This is a genomic window from Bradyrhizobium sp. MI1.11, assembly GCF_055811255.1.
This window is the reverse complement of sequence record NZ_JBVVPM010000037.1, coordinates 21,289-40,682: the sequence shown is the minus strand read 5'-3', so window position 1 is coordinate 40,682 and position 19,394 is coordinate 21,289. Positions and strand designations below refer to the sequence as shown.

Below are 19,394 nucleotides of genomic sequence, written 5' to 3'. Positions count from 1 at the left end.
AACTGGGAGCCGCATGACGCTGACGCTGACGATCCTGGGCTGCGGCTCCTCCGCCGGCGTGCCGCGCCCGGCACTCGGCTGGGGTGCCTGCGATCCCAACAATCCCAAGAATCGCCGTCGCCGCTGTTCGCTGCTGGTCGAGCAGACATCGGACGAGGGCACCACGCGTATCGTGATCGACACCTCGCCGGACCTGCGCGAGCAATTGCTCTCGACCAATGTCGACCACATCGATGCAGTGTTCCTGACCCACGAGCACGCCGACCAGACCCACGGCATGGACGATCTGCGTTCGGTCGTGATGCACATGCGCCGGCGGATTCCGACCTATCTCAATCAGACGACTGCGAACGACATCATGTCGCGGTTCTCCTATTGCTTCGTCTCGCCGGCGGGCAGCGACTACCCGCCGATCCTGACGGCGCAGTCGATCGAGGCTGGTGAAAGCCAGACCATCCAGGGGAAGGGCGGCCCGGTGACGATGACCGCCTTCCTGGTGCAGCATGGCAACATTCCCGCGCTGGGCTATCGCATCGGCGATGCCGCCTACACACCCGACCTCAACGACATCCCGCGCGAGAGCTGGGGCGCCCTGGAAAATCTGGATCTCTGGATCGTCGATGGCCTGCGCTACACCAGCCATGTCAGCCATTTCAGCATCAACGACGCGTTGTCCTGGATCGAGCGCTTCAAGCCGAAGCGCGCCGTCATCACCAACATGACGGCCGACGTCGATTATGAGGTGATCCGGCAGTCGCTGCCGGCGGGCGTGGTGCCCGCGTATGACGGGCTGCGGCTCGAGACCCGCTGAACCTGCGGTGGAAATTCCGGCGAGAGCCGGCATACTCCTTGCTTGCGCTGGCCCCATCATGTTGATCTAACGTCTGAAAGACAGGGCGCTGGGCAGGGGCGATATTCATGCAGGACCGGCGCGCGACGTGCGATCGCCGGGACCGTCTGAATCGCCTCGTGTGAGGATGGGGATCGCGTTGGCAGGGGACGATGTCACGAGCCGGGGACCGGTGCGACGCGCGCTGGATCTCCTTTATCTCGGTGCGGGCTACGCCGCCGGCGCCTTCATGGTTGCGATCTTTGCAATCATGATGATCATGTCGATCGGGCGCCAGTTTGCGGTCAACATTCCCGCCGGCGATGATTTCGCCTCCTGGTGCATGGCCGCGATGGCATTCCTCGGCCTCGCTCACACCTTCAAGCGCGGCGAGATGATCCGGGTCGGCCTGCTGCTGGAGCGTTTGCATGGGCGCTCCAAACAGGTTGCGGAGGTCGTGGCCCTCGGCATTGCCGCTGCTTTCATCCTCTATTTCACCCGGCATGCCGTGCAGATGACCTACGATTCCTGGCGCTTCAACGACGTGGCGCAGGGCGTCGTCGCGCTTCCGCTCTGGATTCCGCAGCTCGGGTTTTCTGGCGGGCTCGCGATCCTGTCGATCGCGCTCATTGATGAAATGATCAGTGTCGTCGGCGGCAACCGGCCGAGCTACGAGAAAGGCTCGCCGGACGAGACCCCGGACGAATTCATCGAGCGGATCTCACAAGGCGGCGGAGGTTGACGATGGCCAATCTCGGCATGATCGAACTGTCGTTCATTCTGCTCGGCGTCATGATCCTGCTGCTGGGAAGCGGCATCTGGATCGCGGTATCGCTCGGGCTCGTCGGCTTCGTGGCGATGGCGCTGACCACGAGCCTGCCGCTCGGCTCGGTGCTTGCGACCACGACATGGAGCGCAAGCTCGTCGTGGACGCTGGCTGCGCTGCCGCTGTTCATCTGGATGGGCGAGATCCTCTTCCGCACCAAATTATCCGAGGAGATGTTTCGAGGCCTGTCGCCCTGGGTGCAGTGGCTGCCGGGGCGCCTCACTCATGTCAACGTGATCGGCTGCGGCATCTTCGCGGCGGTGTCGGGCTCATCGGCGGCGACCTGTGCGACCATCGGCAAGATCGCTCTGCCCGAACTGGACAAGCGTGGTTACGACAAGGGCCTCAGTCTCGGCTCGCTCGCGGGCTCCGGCACGCTCGGCCTGCTGATCCCGCCGTCGATCCCGATGGTGGTCTATGCGGTCACGGCGAATGTCTCCGTGCTTCAGGTGTTCCTCGGCGGCTTTCTGCCCGGCGTGCTCGTGATGGTGCTCTATTCCGGCTACATCATCATCTGGTCGCTGCTGAACCCGAAGAAGATTCCGCCGCGCGATCCCCCGATGCCGTTTCGCCAGAAGCTGCGGGAGTCGGCCAGGCTTGCGCCCTGCCTGTTGCTGATCCTGGCGGTCTTCCTCTCGCTCGTGCTCGGCTTTGCGACGGCGACCGAATGCGCCGCCTGGGGCGTTTCGGGCGCGCTGCTGCTGGCGTGGTGGAGCCGCACGCTCACGCGCAAGAACTTCCTCGAGAGCATCATGAGCGCGACGCGCCTGACCTGCATGATCATGCTGATCCTGGCGGGCGCTGCCTACACGACCGCAGCGATGGCCTATACGGGCATTCCGGCGGCTCTCGCCACCTGGGTCCAGGGCCAGCAGCTCACGCCGGGCATGCTCGCGCTGTATCTGAGCATCATGTACATCATCCTGGGATGCCTGATCGACGGCATCTCGATGATCGTCCTGACCGCTGTGATCGTGCTGCCGATGGTCAAGCAGGCCGGTCTCGACCTGGTCTGGTTCGGCGTCTATCTCATCATCCACGTCGAGATGGCGCAGATCACGCCGCCGGTCGGTTTCAATCTGTTCGTGCTCCAGAACATGAGTGGGCGTGATACCTTGACCGTCGCGCGGGCGGCGTTCCCGTTCTTCGTGCTGCTGCTCGCGGCCGTGTTCATCATCACGGAATATCCGCAGATCGTGATGTTCTTGCCCAAGCTCGCTTTCCCAGACTGAGCGTACCGTTTGAATTGACTGTGAGGAGAAGCCCGATGATGTCTCGTTTATTCCGCGCATCCCTGATCGCCGGCGCCGTGCTGGCCGCGACACCCGCTTTGGCTCAGACCAAATGGAATCTGCCGGCGGCGTATCCGGCCGACAATCCGCACTCCGAGAACCTCGTTGCCTTCGCCAAGGACGTCGAAGCCGCCACGTCCGGCAAGCTCCAGATCACGGTCCATCCGGGCGCCTCACTGTTCAAGGCGCCCGACATCAAGCGCGCGGTGATGACCGGGCAGGCGCAGATGGGCGAAGTCTTGCTGTCGATCCACGAGAACGAGGATCCGGTATTCGGGGTCGACGTCGTGCCGTTTCTGGCGACCAGCTTCCCGGACGCCATGAAGCTGTACCAGGCGTCGAAGCCGCTGATTACGAAGAAGCTGGAGGCGCAGGGGCTCAAGCTCCTGTTTGTCGTGCCGTGGGCGCCGCAGGGCGTCTATGTCAGCAAGCCGCTTGCGACCATCGAAGACATGAAGGGCCTGAAATGGCGGGCTTATAACGTTGGAACTGCGCGCATCGGCGAACTGGTCGGTGCGCAGTCCGTCACCATTCAGGCCGCCGAGCTGCCGCAGGCACTTGCGACCGGCGTCGTGAACTCCTTCATGTCGTCAGGCGGCACAGGCTACGATGCGAAGGCATGGGAGTCGCTGAAGTACTTCTATGACGTGCAAGCCTGGATCCCGAAGGACTACACCTTCGTCAACAAGGCTGCGTTCGAGGCGCTAGACAAGCCGACCCAGGAGGCCATCCTCAAGGCCGCCGCGACCGCGGAAACCCGCGGCTGGAAGGCCTGGCAGGACAAGAGCACCTGGTACATCGATCAGCTCAAGGCTAAGGGCATGACGGTCGAGCCGCCGAGCCCGGCCCTGAAGGCCGGCTTCCAGAAGATCGGCGAACAGCTCACCGCCGACTGGCTCAAGAAGGCGGGAGCCGACGGCCAGGCTTTGGTTGACGCCTACAAGAAGATGTGAGGGTAGGAATATCTTCCGTTCGCTTTCGCGACGCGAGCGGAAGGTCTCTCCCGTATCAGCGGCAATTGTCTACCAGGCAAGATCACCAGGCGTAACGCAGCACGGCCTTGCTGGTGGGAGCGCTCCGGGGAGCGGAGCCGAAAACCTCGCACCGGCGGGCCGCTGCGTTCCTGGACATGGTCATCCGGGATTAAGCTTTGCGGACCAGTCGCCAGCGTCCTGGCGTGGCACCCGTTGCTGCTGAGAACGCTCTGGTAAAATGGCTCTGATCCGCGAAGCCGCATTTGATGGCGATTTCCGTGAGCGATAGGGGCGAGCTTGCCAGCAGGCTCTTGCTTTGCTCGATACGCTGATTCATCAACCATCGATGCGGCGGTGTTCCCGTGCTGACTCTGAATGCTCGGGCGAAGTGGGCGGCTGACACGCCACACTCAGCGGCAATTCGGGCCAACGCGATCTCGCCATCGAGATTTGCGCGAAGGAGTGCCTTCGCGGTCCGAAGTTGCCATGGCGCCAATCCGCTGCGGTGAGAGCGATTGCGAGGTTGGCCGACGGCATAGGTCTTGAGAAAATGCGTGTTGAGCGCCATCGCGACGTGGCCCACGAAAAGCTCGTTGGCCTCATGCGGTCTTTCGAGCGCCGGCAGAAGGCAAGCACCCAGATGAGCCATGACTGGATCCAGGAAGTTCGCGCCCGCGACAACGTCATATTCGACGCGACCAAGATCAAGCTGGCTCGCCAGTTCATTTAGCGTGCCGTGCGGTAGATACAGGTAGAGAAAGTCAAAGGGATCGCGGAAATGAACGACCGTTTCACATCGCAGATCGTAGATGCTCGTCTCGTCTTTCAAGGCGCCCTTGAGCGCATATCGGCCATCCAGCCACGACTCCGCTCTCTGATGCTGCAGCCGAAGGCAAAGTGCGAAGGCCTCGTCCGGAGGCGATGGCAGCGTCGGATCGCCGACCGGTCCGGAATATGCCATCCGCACCGCGGCGAACGTTCCTTTTTGTAGCGACTTGACGAGGCCCGAGCTCGGCTCGCTGATCATTGGAAATAGCTTCGCAAGCCGGTCGCCGTAGAGGCCATCATCGGTCATGATGTGTCTCCACTGCGCGGCCGAACACGACCGACCCACTCTGCGTTCGGTTTTGAGGCCCTTGCCTGATTTCCTTGCAGGCCGGTTTCGATCAATCGTGGCTCAGGACGTTCAAGCACCTCGGGTCGGATGACCTTAGATCTAGGCAACACTTCAACTTTCACGTTGGTTGCCTCCGGGAGCATTGATGTATTTTAAAACGATCAAACCGCACGCCATGTCGGGGTCGGCGCAGACCAATCTGTCTTTCCTGGAAGATGTCGTCCGCGCGGCCCGTTCTCGGTTCGCCGCGCTTGTGGACAAACTCGCTGGATTGCAAGCCAGGCCAATATCGAAGACCGCAAGCGAGTGGAGTTCACATGACGATAATCCGGGTAGCCGCGCGGTCGGTCTGGCGACCGTGACCGATGATCTGCTCGCGATCGTCACCGTGATGGATCGGATGGCAGGCGAGCTCCTGCTGGAATCCGAGCAACTATGGGCCTCGGTCGGATTTGTTTCCGGCAACGTCCACAAGATCGCCTTTGGACGATGGCGGTTGCTCGGTAGCCGGAAGCGGAACGATCTGTTCGCCGCCGCGATCGACGACAGGCTGAGGCGCACGCCGCGCTTGGTGATCTCGCTGTTGGAGATTGCTACCATCCTGGAGGAAGCGGTTGCAGACTTGCATCCAGTCCAGACCGGCGAAGGGGCTCGCAGCAGGTAGCGATATCGCCACCGATCATCGCGACGTCGTATCTGGCTAGCATGCGCGTTCGACCGAACGCGCATGCCAAGAGTATTGCGGGGCCGCCGCCCACATGGCGATGGATCCGCAACTTCGAACGTCATTCGCCCGCCCCGACAATGACGGAAACCGGCCTTTGCTCCTTCGAGAGGGCTCGGTAGATCAGTCCGCCGGCAGTGGCCCCGATGAGCCAACCCCAGTCGCCGACGTTGAAGATCAGTCCATAGGCGCCTGCCAGCGAGAGTCCGATCGACAGAATGCCGGACACCGCAAGTGCAATCAGCGCCTTGTAGTTCCAGCCGCCGTCGTAATGGAATTCACCGGCTGGTGACATTGTATAGAGGTCCTCCAGCACGACGATTTCCTTTTTCACGAGATAGTAGTCGGCGATCATGACGCCGAACATGGGCCCGAGCGCAGAGCCGAAGATGCTGACGAACAGCGTGATGGCCGACGGGCTGGCCACGAACAGCCAGGGGCAGACGAGTACCGACAGGATCGACGTGATGAGGCCTCCCAGCCTGAAATTGATGCGCTGGGGATTCAGGTTGGAGATGTCGTAAGCCGGCGAAACGAAATTCGCGACGATGTTGATGCCCATCGTCGCGACGATGAACGTGATCGATCCGATAACGACGACGAACGGATTGCCGATCTTCTCCACGATCAGCACTGGATCCATGATCGCCTCGCCAAACACCTTCAGCGTACCGGCCGTCACGATCACTGTGATGATCGAGAAGACCAGGAAATTGACGGGAAGCCCGAGCAGATTGCCGGTTTTCATGGCTCGCTCATCCTTGCCGAACCGGGCGAAGTCGCCGAAATTGAGCAGGAGCGCCGAGAAGTAGGCCACGATCAGCATCGCGGCATTCGCCATCACGCCAATCGTCGCCGCGGTTGTGGCGGCCGGCGGGCTGAGTTGAAGAGACAGGCTTGAGAAACCGGCCTGCCATAACATCCAGATCGCCAACGCGAACATGACGACGTAGACCACGGGTCCGCAGAAATCGATGAAGCGGCGGATGCGCTCCATCCCGCTGAGGAAGATGAGAAGTTGGAACAGCCACATGAAAAGGAAGCTGAACCATGCGAGCGTCGACAGGCCGGCGATGCTGTTGTGCGTGAGATCGGCGGCCGACGGCATCAGAGTGACGATCAGGACTTGCACCGCCTTCGAGGCGAAGTAGGTCTGCACGCCGTACCAGACAATGCCGACGACGCCCCGCACCATGGCGGCGAGATTGGCGCCCATCACCCCGAACGAGATGCGGGCCACGACCGGGAACGGAATGCCGTAGCGTAGCGAGGGCCGTCCGATCAGGTTCATCAGGAAGTAGACCGCCGTGATACCCACCAGCATCGAGATCAGCACCTGCCAGCCTGTCAGGCCGAGAAAGAACAGGCTCGCCGCGAATGTGTAGCCGCCCACGGAATGGACGTCCGACATCCACATCGCAAACAGGCTGAAGACACCCCAGGTTCGGCCCTCAGGCGCGGTTGGAGCAAGGTCGTGATTGTAAAGCTTTGGATGGGCGCCGGTGATGATCAGCGTGGGAACGTCGCCGCTGTTGGATGACATGTCCTCTACCTCGGATTTGCTGGCGCAGGGCAACGGCGTTGGAAGCCGCAGTCCCTGCTATGGGTGCTCGCACTTTGCGGAAGATCGGGTCGAAGCAAGCGACATGCCATTTTATAACGATCGATAAAATCATTTTACGATCGATAAAATATTTTTACAAACACGAATTTCGGATCTGGCGCCGGCTACCGGCGCAAAACGCCTCGCTGCAACCGGAAATCCAGTGCGGTTCTGGCTAGGATGTCCCGCACGTGAGCGTAATGGCGGAGAGGGGGAAATAGGGCCGCTGGCGAAAAACGAACGGCCGAACAAAGGGCTAGGCGCCAGCCTCGGCAGGGCCCGAAAGACCAAGTCCGCCGAGAACGAGCTGGACGATCGTCGCCTTGGCCGCGGTGTAGTCGGCCTCTTCGAGCTGTCGCTTACCTTTCATGATGATCATCTGGCTGGAATAATCGGCATAGGCCTGGGTCATCGCCCAGATGCAGAAGAAAAGATCGACGGCGCTAATCGGCCGAATCGCCCCGCTGGCGGTCCATTGGTCGAGCGTCTTGACCTTGTCGAGCAGCAACGGGGTCGAGACTTTTTCAATGAAGCTGCCGATGAATTGAGCGCCGCTGATGATTTCGTTGGCATAGATGCGCGACAGATGCGGGTGATCTCGCGAGAAATCGATCTTCCTGCTGATGTAGCGCACGAGGATGGTCTCGACATCGGACGTCATGTCGAGACTGTCCATGTCTCGTGCCCACATGTTCATCGCACGTTCCAGCACCGCGCGATACAGATCCTCCTTGTCTTCGAAATAATAGTAAATGTGGGGTTTCGCGATCGATGCTTTTTTAGCGATCAGGGCCGTCGTCGCTCCGCGAAAGCCGAAATGCCCAAAGACGAACTCTGCCGCATCGAGGATTTTTCCCTCGATGTCCGGGCCCGGCGCTGCCTTGCGACCGCCTTTTGGCGCGCGGCGGATGCGAAAGAGCTTCAACTTGTCGGCGGGGATGGCTGCCATAAAGCCTCGATAGGGAGCTTCGCCTTCACCGGCGAAGGCTGAGCGGGATCGGTCGCCGGATTGATGTCGGCGATTCCGGCTGGACGTTGCCTTGCCTGTCCAGCTTTATCAAGCAATTAGGACGGCAGGGGCCGCTCAATGCGTTGCCAGACTCATGGAATCGGCTCAGGCCGAGATTGCCTTCGCCGATCCCGCTTCGTTGCGCAGCAGGAATTTCTGGATCTTTCCCGTCGACGTTTTCGGGATGGGCCCGAACACCACGGCCTTCGGCGTCTTGAAGCCGCTCATATGTGAGCGGCAGAAGGCGATGATGTCGGCTTCGCTCGCGCTCGCGCCGTCCTTCAGCTCGACGAAGGCGCAAGGCACTTCGCCCCATTTCGGATCGGGCTTTGCGACCACGGCGGCGAACAGCACGGCGGGATGCTTGTAGAGGATGTCCTCGACCTCGACGGAGGAAATGTTCTCGCCGCCGGAGATGATGATGTCCTTGGAGCGATCCTTGATGATGACGTAACCATGCGCATCGAGCACGCCAAGATCGCCGGTGTGAAACCAGCCGCCTTCGAAGGCTTCCTTCGTCGCCTTGTCGTTCTTGAGATAACCCTTCATCACGATGTTGCCGCGGAACATGACCTCGCCGATGGTCTCGCCGTCGCGCGGCACTTGCCTCATGGTCTGGGGATCGATGACGGTGACGGCTTCCTCGAGCGGGTAGGGCACGCCCTGCCGTCGCTTCAGGCTGGCGCGCTCGGCTGCGGGCAGATCATCCCAGCCAGGCTGCTCGGCGCAGACGGAGGCGGGGCCGTAGACCTCGGTCAGGCCATAGACGTGCGTCAGCTTGATGCCGATGCTCTCGGCGCCCTCGAGCACCGCGACCGGCGGCGCGGCACCGGCGATCAGGCCGACGACGTGGCGGGCGGCGCCGCCCTTCGGGGCATCGGGCGCGTTGATCAGGGTGTTGTAGACGATCGGCGCGCCGCACATGTGGGTGACGCCGTGCTGCTTGATCAGCTCGAAGATCTTCGTCGGCTCGACCTTGCGCAGGCAGACATTGATGCCGGCAGCCGCCGCAATGGTCCAGGGGAAGCACCAGCCGTTGCAGTGGAACATCGGTAGCGTCCAGAGATAGACCGGATGCTGGCCGAGTTGGCCTGCGAGAATATTGCTGACGGCATTCAGATAGGCGCCGCGATGATGGGTGACGACGCCCTTGGGATTGCCCGTGGTGCCCGAGGTATAGCTCAGTGCGATCGCGTCCCATTCGTCGCCCGGCAGGATCGCCGCGAAGTCAGGATCGCCTTGCGCGAGCGCGGCCTCATACTCGATCTCGCCGATGCGCCCGCCGCCCTTGAAGGCAGCATCGTCGACGTCGATCACGAACGGTTTTGGGCCACTCATCTGTGACAGCGCATCGGTGATGACGCCGGAAAACTCGGGGTCGACCAGAATGATCTTTGCGCCGCCATGGTCGAGCTGAAATGCGATCGAAGGCGCATCGAGACGGATGTTCAGCCCGTTGAGCACGGCACCCGTCATGGGGACGGCGAAATGCACCTCGTTCATCGCCGGAATGTTCGGCAGCATCGCCGCGACGGTGTCGCCGACGCCGATGCCCTGGCCGGCAAGATACGAAGCAAAGCGCTTGCAGCGCTCATGCGTCTCGCGCCAGGTGAAGCTGCGCCCCTCGTAGACCGTGCTGACATGATCGGGATAGACCGCGGCGCTGCGTGCGAGGAAGCTCAACGGGCTCAGCGGCACGTAGTTGGCGGGCGTCTTGTCCAGGCCGATATTGTACTGGTTCTGCCGTTCGCTCATCGACACCTCCCTCACACGCCGGCCTACAGGAATCCGATCGAGATCCACGGAAAGACGGCGACGACGATCAATCCTACCAGTAGCGCCAGCAGATAGCCCCAGATCGGCCTGATGCCTTCGGCCGGATCGACGCGTCCAATGGCGCAGGCGGCATAATAGCCAACCCCGAAGGGCGGGGCGAATAGCCCTATACCCATGGCGAGAATGATCACCATGGCATAATGCACCTCGTGCACGCCGACCGCACGCGCAATCGGAAACAACAGCGGCCCAAACAGCACGATCGCGGGGATGCCCTCCAGCACACTGCCGAGGATGGTGAAGGCCAGGATCGAGACGGCGATGAAGGTCGCCGCGCCGCCCGGCAATCCGGTCATGGCGGACGCCAGCGAGCGCGAGAAGCCTGATTGCGTCAGGCCCCAGGCCATGCCGGTGGCCGTGCCGATGATCAGCAGGATCGCGCCCGACAGCGCAGCGGTTTCGACCAGCATGGGAAACAGCCGCCGCCAGTCGAAGCGGCGGTAGACGAGCAGGCCGACCAGGGCGCCATAGACGATGCCGATGGTGGAGACTTCGGTGGCGGTCGCGATGCCTTCGACCACGGCGTAGCGGATCACGAAGGGCAGCGCGAGCGCGGGCAGGGCGATGACGAAGGTCTTGCCGATCTCGCCGCCTGTGGCGCGGCGGACATGGCTCATGTCCTCGTGGCGGTAGCGCCACCACACCAGCATGCACAGCGTGATCGCGAGCACCACGCCGGGCAAGAGGCCGCCGGTGAACAAAGCGGCGATCGAGACGCCGGTGACCGAACCGATCGTGATCAGCACGAGGCTCGGCGGAATGGTCTCGGTCTGCGCGCCGGTCGCCGCCAGAAGCGCGACGAGATCGCCGGGCTTGGCGCCGCGCTGTTTCATCTCCGGGAACAGCACGGGCGCGACCGCGGCCATGTCGGCCGCCTTGGCGCCGGAGATGCCGGAGACCAGGTACATCGCGCCGACCAGGACGTAATGCAGTCCGCCGCGGACATGGCCGAGCAGGCTCGCTAGGAACGCCACCATGGCCCGTGCCATGCCGGTCATTTCAATCAGGAGCCCCAGGAATACGAACAGCGGCACCGAGAGCAAAATGAGGTGGCTCATGCCCTCGTCCATCCGCCCGACCAGCACCATGACCGGCGTGCGCGTGGTCAGTGCCAGATAGCCGAAGATGGCGAGGCCGAAGCCGAACGCGATGGGAACGCCGGCAAAGACGCAGAAGCCGGCGACGCCGACGAAGAAGATGACGAGGTTGAGGTTGCCGAGCGGTCGCAGATAAGGCTGCGCCAGCCAGAACAAGCCGACGACGATGGCAACGGACACCACGGCCGTCAGCACCATGCGGTAGTCGGCTGCGCGCAGCAGCCGCAACAGCGCGAACACCGCCATCAGGCAGATGCCGGCCGGCAGCGCCGCGGCGCGCCACATATTGGAGATCTGCAGCGCCGGCGTGGTGATGAAGCTTTCCTCGTAGGCGTAGTCCCAGGACGGCCAGACGATCAGCGCCAGGAAGGCCAGCGCCGCGCAGGTCGCGACCAGATCGAGCCAGGCCCGCGTGGCCGGCTTGGCGCTGCCGACGACCGCAGTCATGCGCATGTGCTCGGAGCGGCGGAACGCGACCGCCGCGCCCAGCATGGCGAGCCACAGGAACAGGATCGAGGCGAGCTCGTCCGACCAGATCAGCGGCCGGTGCAGGCCGTAGCGCGCGACCACGCCGGCAAACAGGATCGCGATCTCGGCGACCACCAAAATGGCCGCAGGGATTTCGACGAGGAGGCCGAGTGCGCGCTCCGTCGAGGCCAGCAACGAAGGTCGGCGAGGGGACCGAACAGTCGCCTCGCCCGCCACTCCGCTCCCTTCGACCTCAACATGAGCCATGACGGCTCCAACGCGTTACGACAGCTTGCCGACGGCCTTTTCCAGCAGGTCCCAGGCCTGATCGCCATATTTGCCTTTCCACTCGGCATAGAAGCCGGCGGACCGCAGCTTGTCGCGGAACGGCGCAACGGCGGGCAGGTTGAAGGTCAGGCCCTTGCCCGCGAGCTCCTGCTGCAGATTGGCATTGAGCTTGGCGGTGTCCCCACGCTCCTTGACTGCGGCCGCATTGATGTTCTTGGCGACGACCGTGCGAATATCCTCCGGCAGCGCGCTCCAGGCCTTGCGATTGGCCAGGAACCAGAAGCCGTCCCACATGTGGTTGGTGAGCGAGCAGTATTTCTGGACTTCGTAGAGCTTGGCGGTCGAGATGATCGCCAGCGGGTTCTCCTGGCCCTCGACGATCCTGGTCTGCAGCGCGGAATAGACCTCGGCGAAATTGATCGAGGCGGGCGCCGCATCGAACGCCTTGAACATCGAGGTCCACAACGGCGACACCGGCACGCGGATCTTGAAGCCCTTGAGATCGTCCGGACCGGTGATCGGCTTGCTCGACGACGTGGTCTGGCGGAAGCCGTTGTCCCAGATCTTGTCCATGACCTCGAGCCCGGCCTTCTTGATCTCGCCGCGGACAAAGGCGCCGAGATCGCCGTCCATGGCCTTCCAGACCGTGCCGTAGTCCGGGAACGCGAAGCCGATGCCGTTGATGGACGCCGCCGGCACCAGGGTCGACAAGATCAGCCCCGACAGCGTGAAGAACTCGACGCCGCCGGACCGGATCTGGCTCAGCATGTCGGTGTCGGACCCGAGCTGGTTGTTCGGGAAGATCTGGAGGTCGAACTTGCCACTGGTCTCGGCCTTGATCGCCGCCGCCATCTCCATGGCGCGCACGTTCAGCGGATGGGTGTCCGGCAGGTTGTTGGCGTATTTGTAGGTGAACTCGGCGCTCTGGGCGCGGGCCACATGGGGCGCACTGAGGCCGCCCAGGACCGCGGTCGCGGCGGAGGCCTTGAGAAGCGTGCGGCGGGAAAAGCTCATGGGTCTGCTTCCTCGGAAAGTTTGTTGTTGTTCTGAGATGCAAACCTATACGGACGGACGGTCAGAAGGTCATCTGCGATCTCGCGAAGCCTCGCTTATTGCAGCCGGACATCCTCACGGCAATATCGGCTTTCGGAGGCATGGGCCGGATTCAAAAACGCGAAAACAACCCCATGCACAGTAGCCGTCAAAAGCTGGGGCGACGTGCCACGGCCGGTCCGGAAAAGAACGAGGAACGAAGGTTTAGTGAGAGGAATTCCAGCTAAGTAATTGACCCGATTGTATATAAATATATTCCATAATATACCTTATGCGAATCGTAGATATGGCTGTGCAGATCAGGCCAGATCATTCCGCAGCTACCCAGAACCCCGCTCTCGGCTCACACTTGGTGCCAAACAAGCCCCGGGCAAACCGCGGCAGCGGTTGATGCCCACGCCACCATGGGAGGTTCGTCATGCAGGAGAACGTCGCCCGCGCAGACCGCTCGCGCGCCATTCCATTCGATGCCGCCAAGCTCGACCGCCTGATGGAGGCCGCCGGCCTCGACGTTCTGGTCGCGACCTCCAAGCACAATGTGCAGTACCTGCTGGGTGCCGACCGCGCGATCTTCTTCGACTACATGGATGCGCTGGGCGTCAGCCGCTATCTGCCGGTCCTGGTCTATCCCAAGGGTGCGCCGGAGAAAGCGGTCTATATCGGGCACCGGCTGGAGACCCATCAGCGCGCTGTTGCGCCGCCCTGGGTGGCGCAGGTCCGGACCGAGTCCAACGGCTCGGTCGATGCGATCACGCGGGCCGTCAGCCTGATCCGCGGCGCCGGCGTGCCCCTGAAGCGAGTCGGGGTCGAGATGGCGTTCCTGCCGATGGATGCAGGCCGGGCGCTCAGTGACGCCCTGCCCGGTGCCGAGCTCAAGGACGCGCTGCTGGTGCTGGAGCGGCTGCGTGCGGTCAAGTCGGCGGAGGAGCTGGCAAAACTCAAGACGGCGTCCGAACCGGTGACCGCCTCGATGCTGGCGGTGATCGCCGGGCACGGGCCGGGCACGACCAAGCAGCAATTGTCGGACGCCCTGCGGATCGCCGAAGCCAATCGAGGGCTGACCTTCGAATACTGCCTGCTCGCCTGCGGCAACAGCCACAACCGGGCGCCGTCGGCGCAGCGCTGGGAGCAAGGTGACGTGCTGTCGCTCGATTCCGGCGGTAATTATCACGGCTATATCGGCGACCTCGCGCGCATGGCCGTGCTCGGTGATCCCGATACCGAGCTGAAGGACTGTCTGGCCGAGATCGAAGCGGTCCAGCGCGCGGCCTTCGCCGCGGTGCGGCCCGGCGCCATGGGCGGCGACATCTACGTCGCGGCCGAGCGGCAGCTGGCGAAAATCACCCAGCGCGACTGCACGGAGTTTCTGGCCCACGGCATGGGCCTCGTTAGCCACGAGGCCCCTCGCCTGACCGCCAAGGGTCCGGTTCCCTACGACGACACCGACGCCCGGCTGCCGCTCGAAACAGGCATGGTGGTGTCGATCGAGACCACGATGAAGCATCCGAAGCGTGGGTTCATCAAGCTCGAGGACACGGTCGCAGTGACGGCGACGGGATATGAGATTTTTGGCGAGGGTGGCCGCGGCTGGAATTTGGGTGGAAGCACACGTTGATCTGAGACCCTCATGGTGAGGAGCGCGGAACGCGCGTCTCGAACCATGAATGGCCCAGCTCTCGCCAGTGGCCATCCTTCGAGACGCCCGCGTTGCGGGCTCCTCAGGATGAGGTGCGGAGTGTCCTGAAGCTGCGCAGCTACCGCGCCATCAGCAGCTCCAACTGGCTCTGCGCCTTCTTCACGGCCGTCGCGTACCAGCCCTGGCTCGGTGCTTCCTTGGCGAAGCACGCCGTGTACGCGGTCATCGCATTGTCTTCGCGGGTGATGTCGCCGCGCGGGTCCTTCTTGTCGATGGGCCTCGCCATCATCTGCTTCCAGACTTTCTCGCAGGCCGGCATCTCGGCCGTCTTCACGGCGTCGCTGACGGCGAGAAAGAAGACCTTGTCGCCCTGGATCGCGACGACGTCGATTTCATGCGGCGGTCCCTTCAGATCGCCATTGCCGCGCACGCCCAGTACAGCAACCGCCGCGCTTGCGCCCGCGGGCTTCGTGATCGGCAGCTCGGCATATTTGGCGAAGGCGGAGTCCTGGATCGCCTGATAGTAGAAGCGGTCCGACTTGAACGCGGCGCCAATCTCCTGCGGCATGCCGTCCTCGCGGTGCTCGCGAAGCCAGTGCTTGAGCAGCGCGGTGGTGGTCACGACGGCCTGCATCTTGTCGCCTTCGGACGCGAAGCCGAGGCCGTCGAGATGGCCGAAGCCGGAGTCCCCCTTGAAGAGCGTGTCCGCGTTCGTCCTGCCGTCGGCCGGCAGTCCCTTGATCGCGACTGGGCCCACCAGGCCGCGCAGGACGCCCGTCAACTCCTTGAGCGCCGCGTCATGCTGCTTGGTGGTCTCGTCGTTTTCCGCAGCCTTCGAGAATTTCGCCATGTAGCGATCGCGCAGGTCGAGATAGTGCTGCTCGGGCGTCGCCGCATGAGCGGGCGTCGCCAGGACGAGCAGGCAGAGCAAGGCAAGCGATCTCATTCGAAGTCCGAAAGGCTGGGGGTGATCTCCTGTCTTTGTGCCGATGCCGGACGGGAAGGTTCATCCGGCAAGCCGGGTGCCCTACTCCGCCGGTGTGAGCTGCCGGTTCAGCCGCATCGCAGCCGTTTCCCGCACGCGCACACGCGCGCGGCGCTTGCGCCACCAGATCACGATTCCGGTGACCGAGAGTGCCGCCACCACCAGCCCCATGATCGAGATCAGGATGCGGCCGAACAGCCCGACGATGCGGCCCGAATGCAGCGGGAATTGCGCCTGCACGAAGATGTCGGCGGCGGTGCCGACCCAGGGCAGCCGTTCGCCGATCGGACGGCCGTCCTCGCTGTCGTAATAGAGCTGCGCCGGGCCGACCCCGCCGGCGCCGTGATCGTCGCCGGGATGGAAAAAGGCGGCGGCATAGACGCCATGAGCCGGCCCGTAATTGATAGAGCCGACCGGGACGGTCCACCCTCGCCCATTGCCGTCGGCCGCAGCGCGCGCCGCGATCTCGGCGAAAGTCACCTTGGGCTCGATGGGATCGTCGAGATCGCGATACGGCCGCTGCTCATAGGGCGTCGGCGTGTAGTTCGACACCATCTTCATCAGCGGCGAGAACACCTCGAAATAGAGGTTCAGCGAGAACGCCGTGAAGGCGATGATGAACAGCACGCCCCAGGTCCACAGGCTGAAAGCGCGGTGGATGTCGAAATTGATCCGGTAGGCGCTGCCTGACGGCTTGATGGTCCATGCCGGCGCCCAGCGCGCCCAGAAGCCGCGTTCGAGCTGGCGCGTGACCTGAGGCGCCCGCGCCGCCCTGGCGCGCCGCCGCGAGGGCAGCGTCAGGTAGAAGCCGACGAAGCAGTCGATGGTCCAGATGATCGCGATGATCCCGAGCAGGCGCATACCCCAGCGGTCGCTGCCCCAGAATTCCGGGATGTGCATGGTGTAGTGCAGCTTGTAGAGGAACGAGACGAAGTTTTCGCGCGTCACCGGCCACACTGCGCCCCAGTAGCGGCGGCCGAGCTCGACGCCGGTGTTGGGATCGAGGAAGATCTGATTGTAGTCGAGCGCGTAGCGCTTGCCGGTCGCGGGATCGATCCGCGGCATGACAAAGAACCACAGCGAGCGGCCCTCCTCCGGCGTCATGAACAGGTAGACCACGCGCGCACGGGGATCGCGCTGCTCGATCATCTTGGCGAGATCAATCGAGGGAATCGCCGGGCCCTTGCTGCTGACGTCGAACAGATGGCTGTTCAGGACCTCGTCGATCTCATGGTCCCAGGAGATGATCGCCCCGGTGATGCCGGAGAAGAACAGGAACCCGGCCGTGAGCAGTCCCGCCCAGCGATGCAGCCTGCCGAATATCGCTCTCATCGTTCGCCCTCGTTCCAACTCACCAGCGGTAGGTCAGCTTGCCGATGGCCTTGCGACCCTCCGCGTAGAAGCAGCCCGACAGGCTGTAGCAGGCGGCGACATAGCGGGTGTCGGCGAGGTTGGTGACGTTCAGCGATAGCCGCCAATTGTCCCTTGTGTAGGCGAGCAGCGCGTCCAGCACGGTCGAGGATCCGACCTTGAACGTGTTGGCGTCATCGCCCCAGGTCGCGCCGACATAGCGGACGCCGCCGCCGAACTGCAGGCCCGCGAGCGGCCCGGTCTGAAGCGTGTAGTCGTTCCACAGCGAGGCGCGGTTGAGCGGCACGGTGACCGGCGCCTTGCCGACATTGACCGGATCCTGCGTGACCATTGCATCGACATAGGCATAGGCCGCGCGCAAGTTCCAGCCGTCGGCGAGCGACATCGTGCCTTCGAGCTCAAGGCCGCGCGATTTTACTTGCCCGGTCTGTTCGGCAATGTTGAGCGGAGGCGCAAAGGTAACGACGTTGTCGCGCGTCAGGTCGAAGGCGGCGAAGGTGAACAGCGCGTTCCAGCCGATCGGCTGATACTTGACGCCCACCTCGTACTGCACGCCGGTCTCGGGATTGAGCAGCTGTCCGCTCGGGCCGGTGGCGAGCACCGGCAGGAACGATTCCGAATAGCTGAAATAAGGCGCGATGCCGTTGTCGAAATTGTACATCAATGCGGCGCGGCCGGTGAAGGCCGATGCATCCTTCGCGACTGACGTGTTGAAGACGCCGCTGTCCACCTGGGTCGTGACGAAATCCTGGCGGCCACTGAGCTGGAACGAGAGCCGGCCGAGCTTGATCTGGTCCTGGGCGTAGAGGCCGACTTGCGACTGCTTGACGCCGGTATCGTCGCTCATGGCGCCCATGGTCCAGTCGTAGCTGTAGACCGGATTGAAGACGTTGATCTCGGGCGCGGATGTCGTGACGCCAAAGGCGGTGTCGCGGAAGCTGGTGTTGCGGTAGTCGATTCCGACCAGCGTGGTGTGGCTGAGGAAGCCGGTGGTGAACTTGCCCTGGAGCTGATTGTCCACCGCGAAGGAGTTGATGTAGGAGTTGCTGTAGCTGCCGAAACGCGCGAGCTGTCCCGCGGCCTCGTCGGTATAGGCTCCGCCGAAAAACACCTTCTCCTCGTTGTGCTGATAGGCATAGCGCAAATTCTGCCGGAACGTGATGTTGTCGGTGAAATTGTGCGAGAGCTGGTAGCCGGCGGTCGCGATTTCGGTGTTGAACGCGTTGAAGCTCGGCACGCCCGCGAAGAACGAGACCGGGATGGTGCGGCCGTTGTTCGGCCAAACCGTGCCCGAGGCCGGCAAAAACTGAAGGCCCCACCCTGCCCGGTCGCGCTGGTAGTTGGCGAGGATCGTGATAGTGGTGTCCTCGTTCGGCTTGAACGTGACGGCCGGCGCGATGAAGACGCGGTTGTCCTTGGTGAAGTCGACCTGGGTCTCGCCGTCGCGCACCACGCCGGTCAGGCGCCACAGCACGGTGCCGTCCTTGTTGGCGGGACCGCCCACGTCGAACTGGCCCTGGTAGCGGTTGAAGCTGCCGCCGGAGATCGAGACTTCGCCGAACTGCTGCGCCGTCGGCAGCTTGGTCACGTAGTTGAGGATGCCGCCGGTGCCGCTGCCGCCATACATCGCCGAGGACGGGCCCTTGAGGACTTCGAGACGCTCTGCGCCGTAGGGATCGAGACCGTTGAAGTGCACGTAATTGCTGGAGGGAATCCGCAAGCCGTCGACGTAGAGGCCGGACATGGTGGTGTCGAAGCCGCGAATCTGGAGGGCGCCGAAGCGAGTGTCGGAGCCGCCATTGACGTCGCCGCTGACGCCGGCGGTGTAGCGCAGCGCCTCACCGATCGAGACCGCGCCCTGATTCCTGACCTGGTCGGTCGTGACGACGGAGACGGACTGCGGGGTTTCGATCAGCGGCGTATCCGTCTTGGTCGCGGTGCCGCTGCGCGTCGCAACGAAACCGCGCACCGGACCGTTGGCGCGTTCACCCGTGACGCCGTTCGAGGATGCCGATTGGGTTGGCGCGGCTTGCTGCGCGGGAGAGCGACGATCGGCGCGCGCGGTGCGTGTCGCGCCTGACCTTCGCGATGAAGCGACCGCCGCAGGCCGGGCGCGCTGAGCCGGAGCTTCGACGGTGACGGCGGGGATCTGCGTCTGCGCCTCCACGGCACCGAAGGGAATGACGAGAGCAAATGTGCTGGCCGCTCCGAGGAAGAGAATCTGTATCTGTCGACGACGCGTGTCAGAACGCGAAACAAGTTGGAAGTCGGTCACGTCGAGGCCCC

15 protein-coding genes are annotated in these 19,394 nt (G+C 63.2%); 6 read left to right on the top strand and 9 right to left on the bottom strand.

The features are described 5' to 3' along the window. Window positions 1-13 precede the first annotated feature (13 nt). From AC0L30_RS29415 to AC0L30_RS29400, 4 genes are all read left to right on the top strand, one after another. Window positions 14-811 carry an MBL fold metallo-hydrolase gene (locus tag AC0L30_RS29415; RefSeq protein WP_007591086.1) on the top strand — a complete coding sequence of 266 codons (798 nt, stop codon included), beginning with the start codon at window positions 14-16 and terminating at the stop codon, window positions 809-811. Window positions 812-977: 166 nt separating this feature from the next. Next, window positions 978-1,571: a TRAP transporter small permease gene (locus AC0L30_RS29410; protein WP_473405802.1), complete on the top strand. Its 594-nt coding sequence runs from the start codon at window positions 978-980 to the stop codon at window positions 1,569-1,571. Between the two features lie 2 nt (window positions 1,572-1,573). Next, entirely contained in the window at window positions 1,574-2,887 is a 1,314-nt protein-coding gene (locus AC0L30_RS29405; RefSeq protein WP_473405801.1) for a TRAP transporter large permease, read from the top strand. A 35-nt stretch (window positions 2,888-2,922) separates the two neighbouring features. After that, complete coding sequence (locus tag AC0L30_RS29400) at window positions 2,923-3,900, top strand: TRAP transporter substrate-binding protein (RefSeq protein ID WP_007591093.1); 978 nt, start codon at window positions 2,923-2,925, stop codon at window positions 3,898-3,900. A gap of 190 nt (window positions 3,901-4,090) precedes the next feature. On the opposite strand, the gene AC0L30_RS29395 is transcribed toward AC0L30_RS29400, so the two are convergent. Further along, window positions 4,091-4,996 (bottom strand): AraC family transcriptional regulator, encoded by a 906-nt coding sequence (locus AC0L30_RS29395; protein ID WP_354128237.1) that lies wholly within the window; start codon window positions 4,994-4,996, stop codon window positions 4,091-4,093. A 187-nt stretch (window positions 4,997-5,183) separates the two neighbouring features. Between AC0L30_RS29395 and AC0L30_RS29390 the strand changes: the two genes are divergently transcribed. After that, window positions 5,184-5,702, top strand: a complete 519-nt coding sequence (locus AC0L30_RS29390; RefSeq protein WP_473405800.1) for a hypothetical protein — start codon at window positions 5,184-5,186, stop codon at window positions 5,700-5,702. Window positions 5,703-5,823: 121 nt separating this feature from the next. On the opposite strand, the gene AC0L30_RS29385 is transcribed toward AC0L30_RS29390, so the two are convergent. The 5 genes from AC0L30_RS29385 to AC0L30_RS29365 form a co-directional block, all read right to left on the bottom strand. Then, a complete protein-coding gene (locus AC0L30_RS29385; protein WP_473405799.1) occupies window positions 5,824-7,305 on the bottom strand; it encodes an NCS1 family nucleobase:cation symporter-1 in 1,482 nt (493 codons plus the stop codon). A gap of 316 nt (window positions 7,306-7,621) precedes the next feature. Beyond that, window positions 7,622-8,314: a TetR/AcrR family transcriptional regulator gene (locus AC0L30_RS29380; RefSeq protein WP_007591097.1), complete on the bottom strand. Its 693-nt coding sequence runs from the start codon at window positions 8,312-8,314 to the stop codon at window positions 7,622-7,624. 165 nt (window positions 8,315-8,479) lie between these two features. Next, the gene (locus tag AC0L30_RS29375) at window positions 8,480-10,129 is read right to left on the bottom strand and encodes an acyl-CoA synthetase (RefSeq protein ID WP_007591098.1); all 1,650 of its coding nucleotides are present in this window, start codon (window positions 10,127-10,129) and stop codon (window positions 8,480-8,482) included. A 23-nt stretch (window positions 10,130-10,152) separates the two neighbouring features. Further along, window positions 10,153-12,042 (bottom strand): TRAP transporter large permease, encoded by a 1,890-nt coding sequence (locus AC0L30_RS29370; protein WP_007591099.1) that lies wholly within the window; start codon window positions 12,040-12,042, stop codon window positions 10,153-10,155. 15 nt (window positions 12,043-12,057) lie between these two features. Further along, the gene (locus AC0L30_RS29365) at window positions 12,058-13,077 is read right to left on the bottom strand and encodes a TRAP transporter substrate-binding protein (protein ID WP_473405798.1); all 1,020 of its coding nucleotides are present in this window, start codon (window positions 13,075-13,077) and stop codon (window positions 12,058-12,060) included. Between the two features lie 457 nt (window positions 13,078-13,534). Here AC0L30_RS29365 and AC0L30_RS29360 point away from each other — a divergent pair, with 457 nt between their 5' ends. Then, complete coding sequence (locus tag AC0L30_RS29360) at window positions 13,535-14,731, top strand: M24 family metallopeptidase (protein WP_473405797.1); 1,197 nt, start codon at window positions 13,535-13,537, stop codon at window positions 14,729-14,731. A gap of 139 nt (window positions 14,732-14,870) precedes the next feature. Here the strand turns inward: AC0L30_RS29360 and AC0L30_RS29355 are convergent, their stop codons facing one another. The 3 genes from AC0L30_RS29355 to AC0L30_RS29345 all read right to left on the bottom strand — a co-directional run bounded on the left by AC0L30_RS29355 (window position 14,871) and on the right by AC0L30_RS29345 (window position 19,383). Beyond that, window positions 14,871-15,698 (bottom strand): hypothetical protein, encoded by an 828-nt coding sequence (locus AC0L30_RS29355; RefSeq protein ID WP_219684295.1) that lies wholly within the window; start codon window positions 15,696-15,698, stop codon window positions 14,871-14,873. Between the two features lie 81 nt (window positions 15,699-15,779). After that, a complete protein-coding gene (gene fsrB, locus AC0L30_RS29350; RefSeq protein ID WP_473253596.1) occupies window positions 15,780-17,069 on the bottom strand; it encodes a siderophore utilization protein FsrB in 1,290 nt (429 codons plus the stop codon). Window positions 17,070-17,088: 19 nt separating this feature from the next. Further along, on the bottom strand, window positions 17,089-19,383 hold the full coding sequence (locus AC0L30_RS29345) for a TonB-dependent siderophore receptor (RefSeq protein ID WP_473366231.1): 2,295 nt from the start codon (window positions 19,381-19,383) through the stop codon (window positions 17,089-17,091). Between the last annotated feature and the right edge of the window lie 11 nt (window positions 19,384-19,394).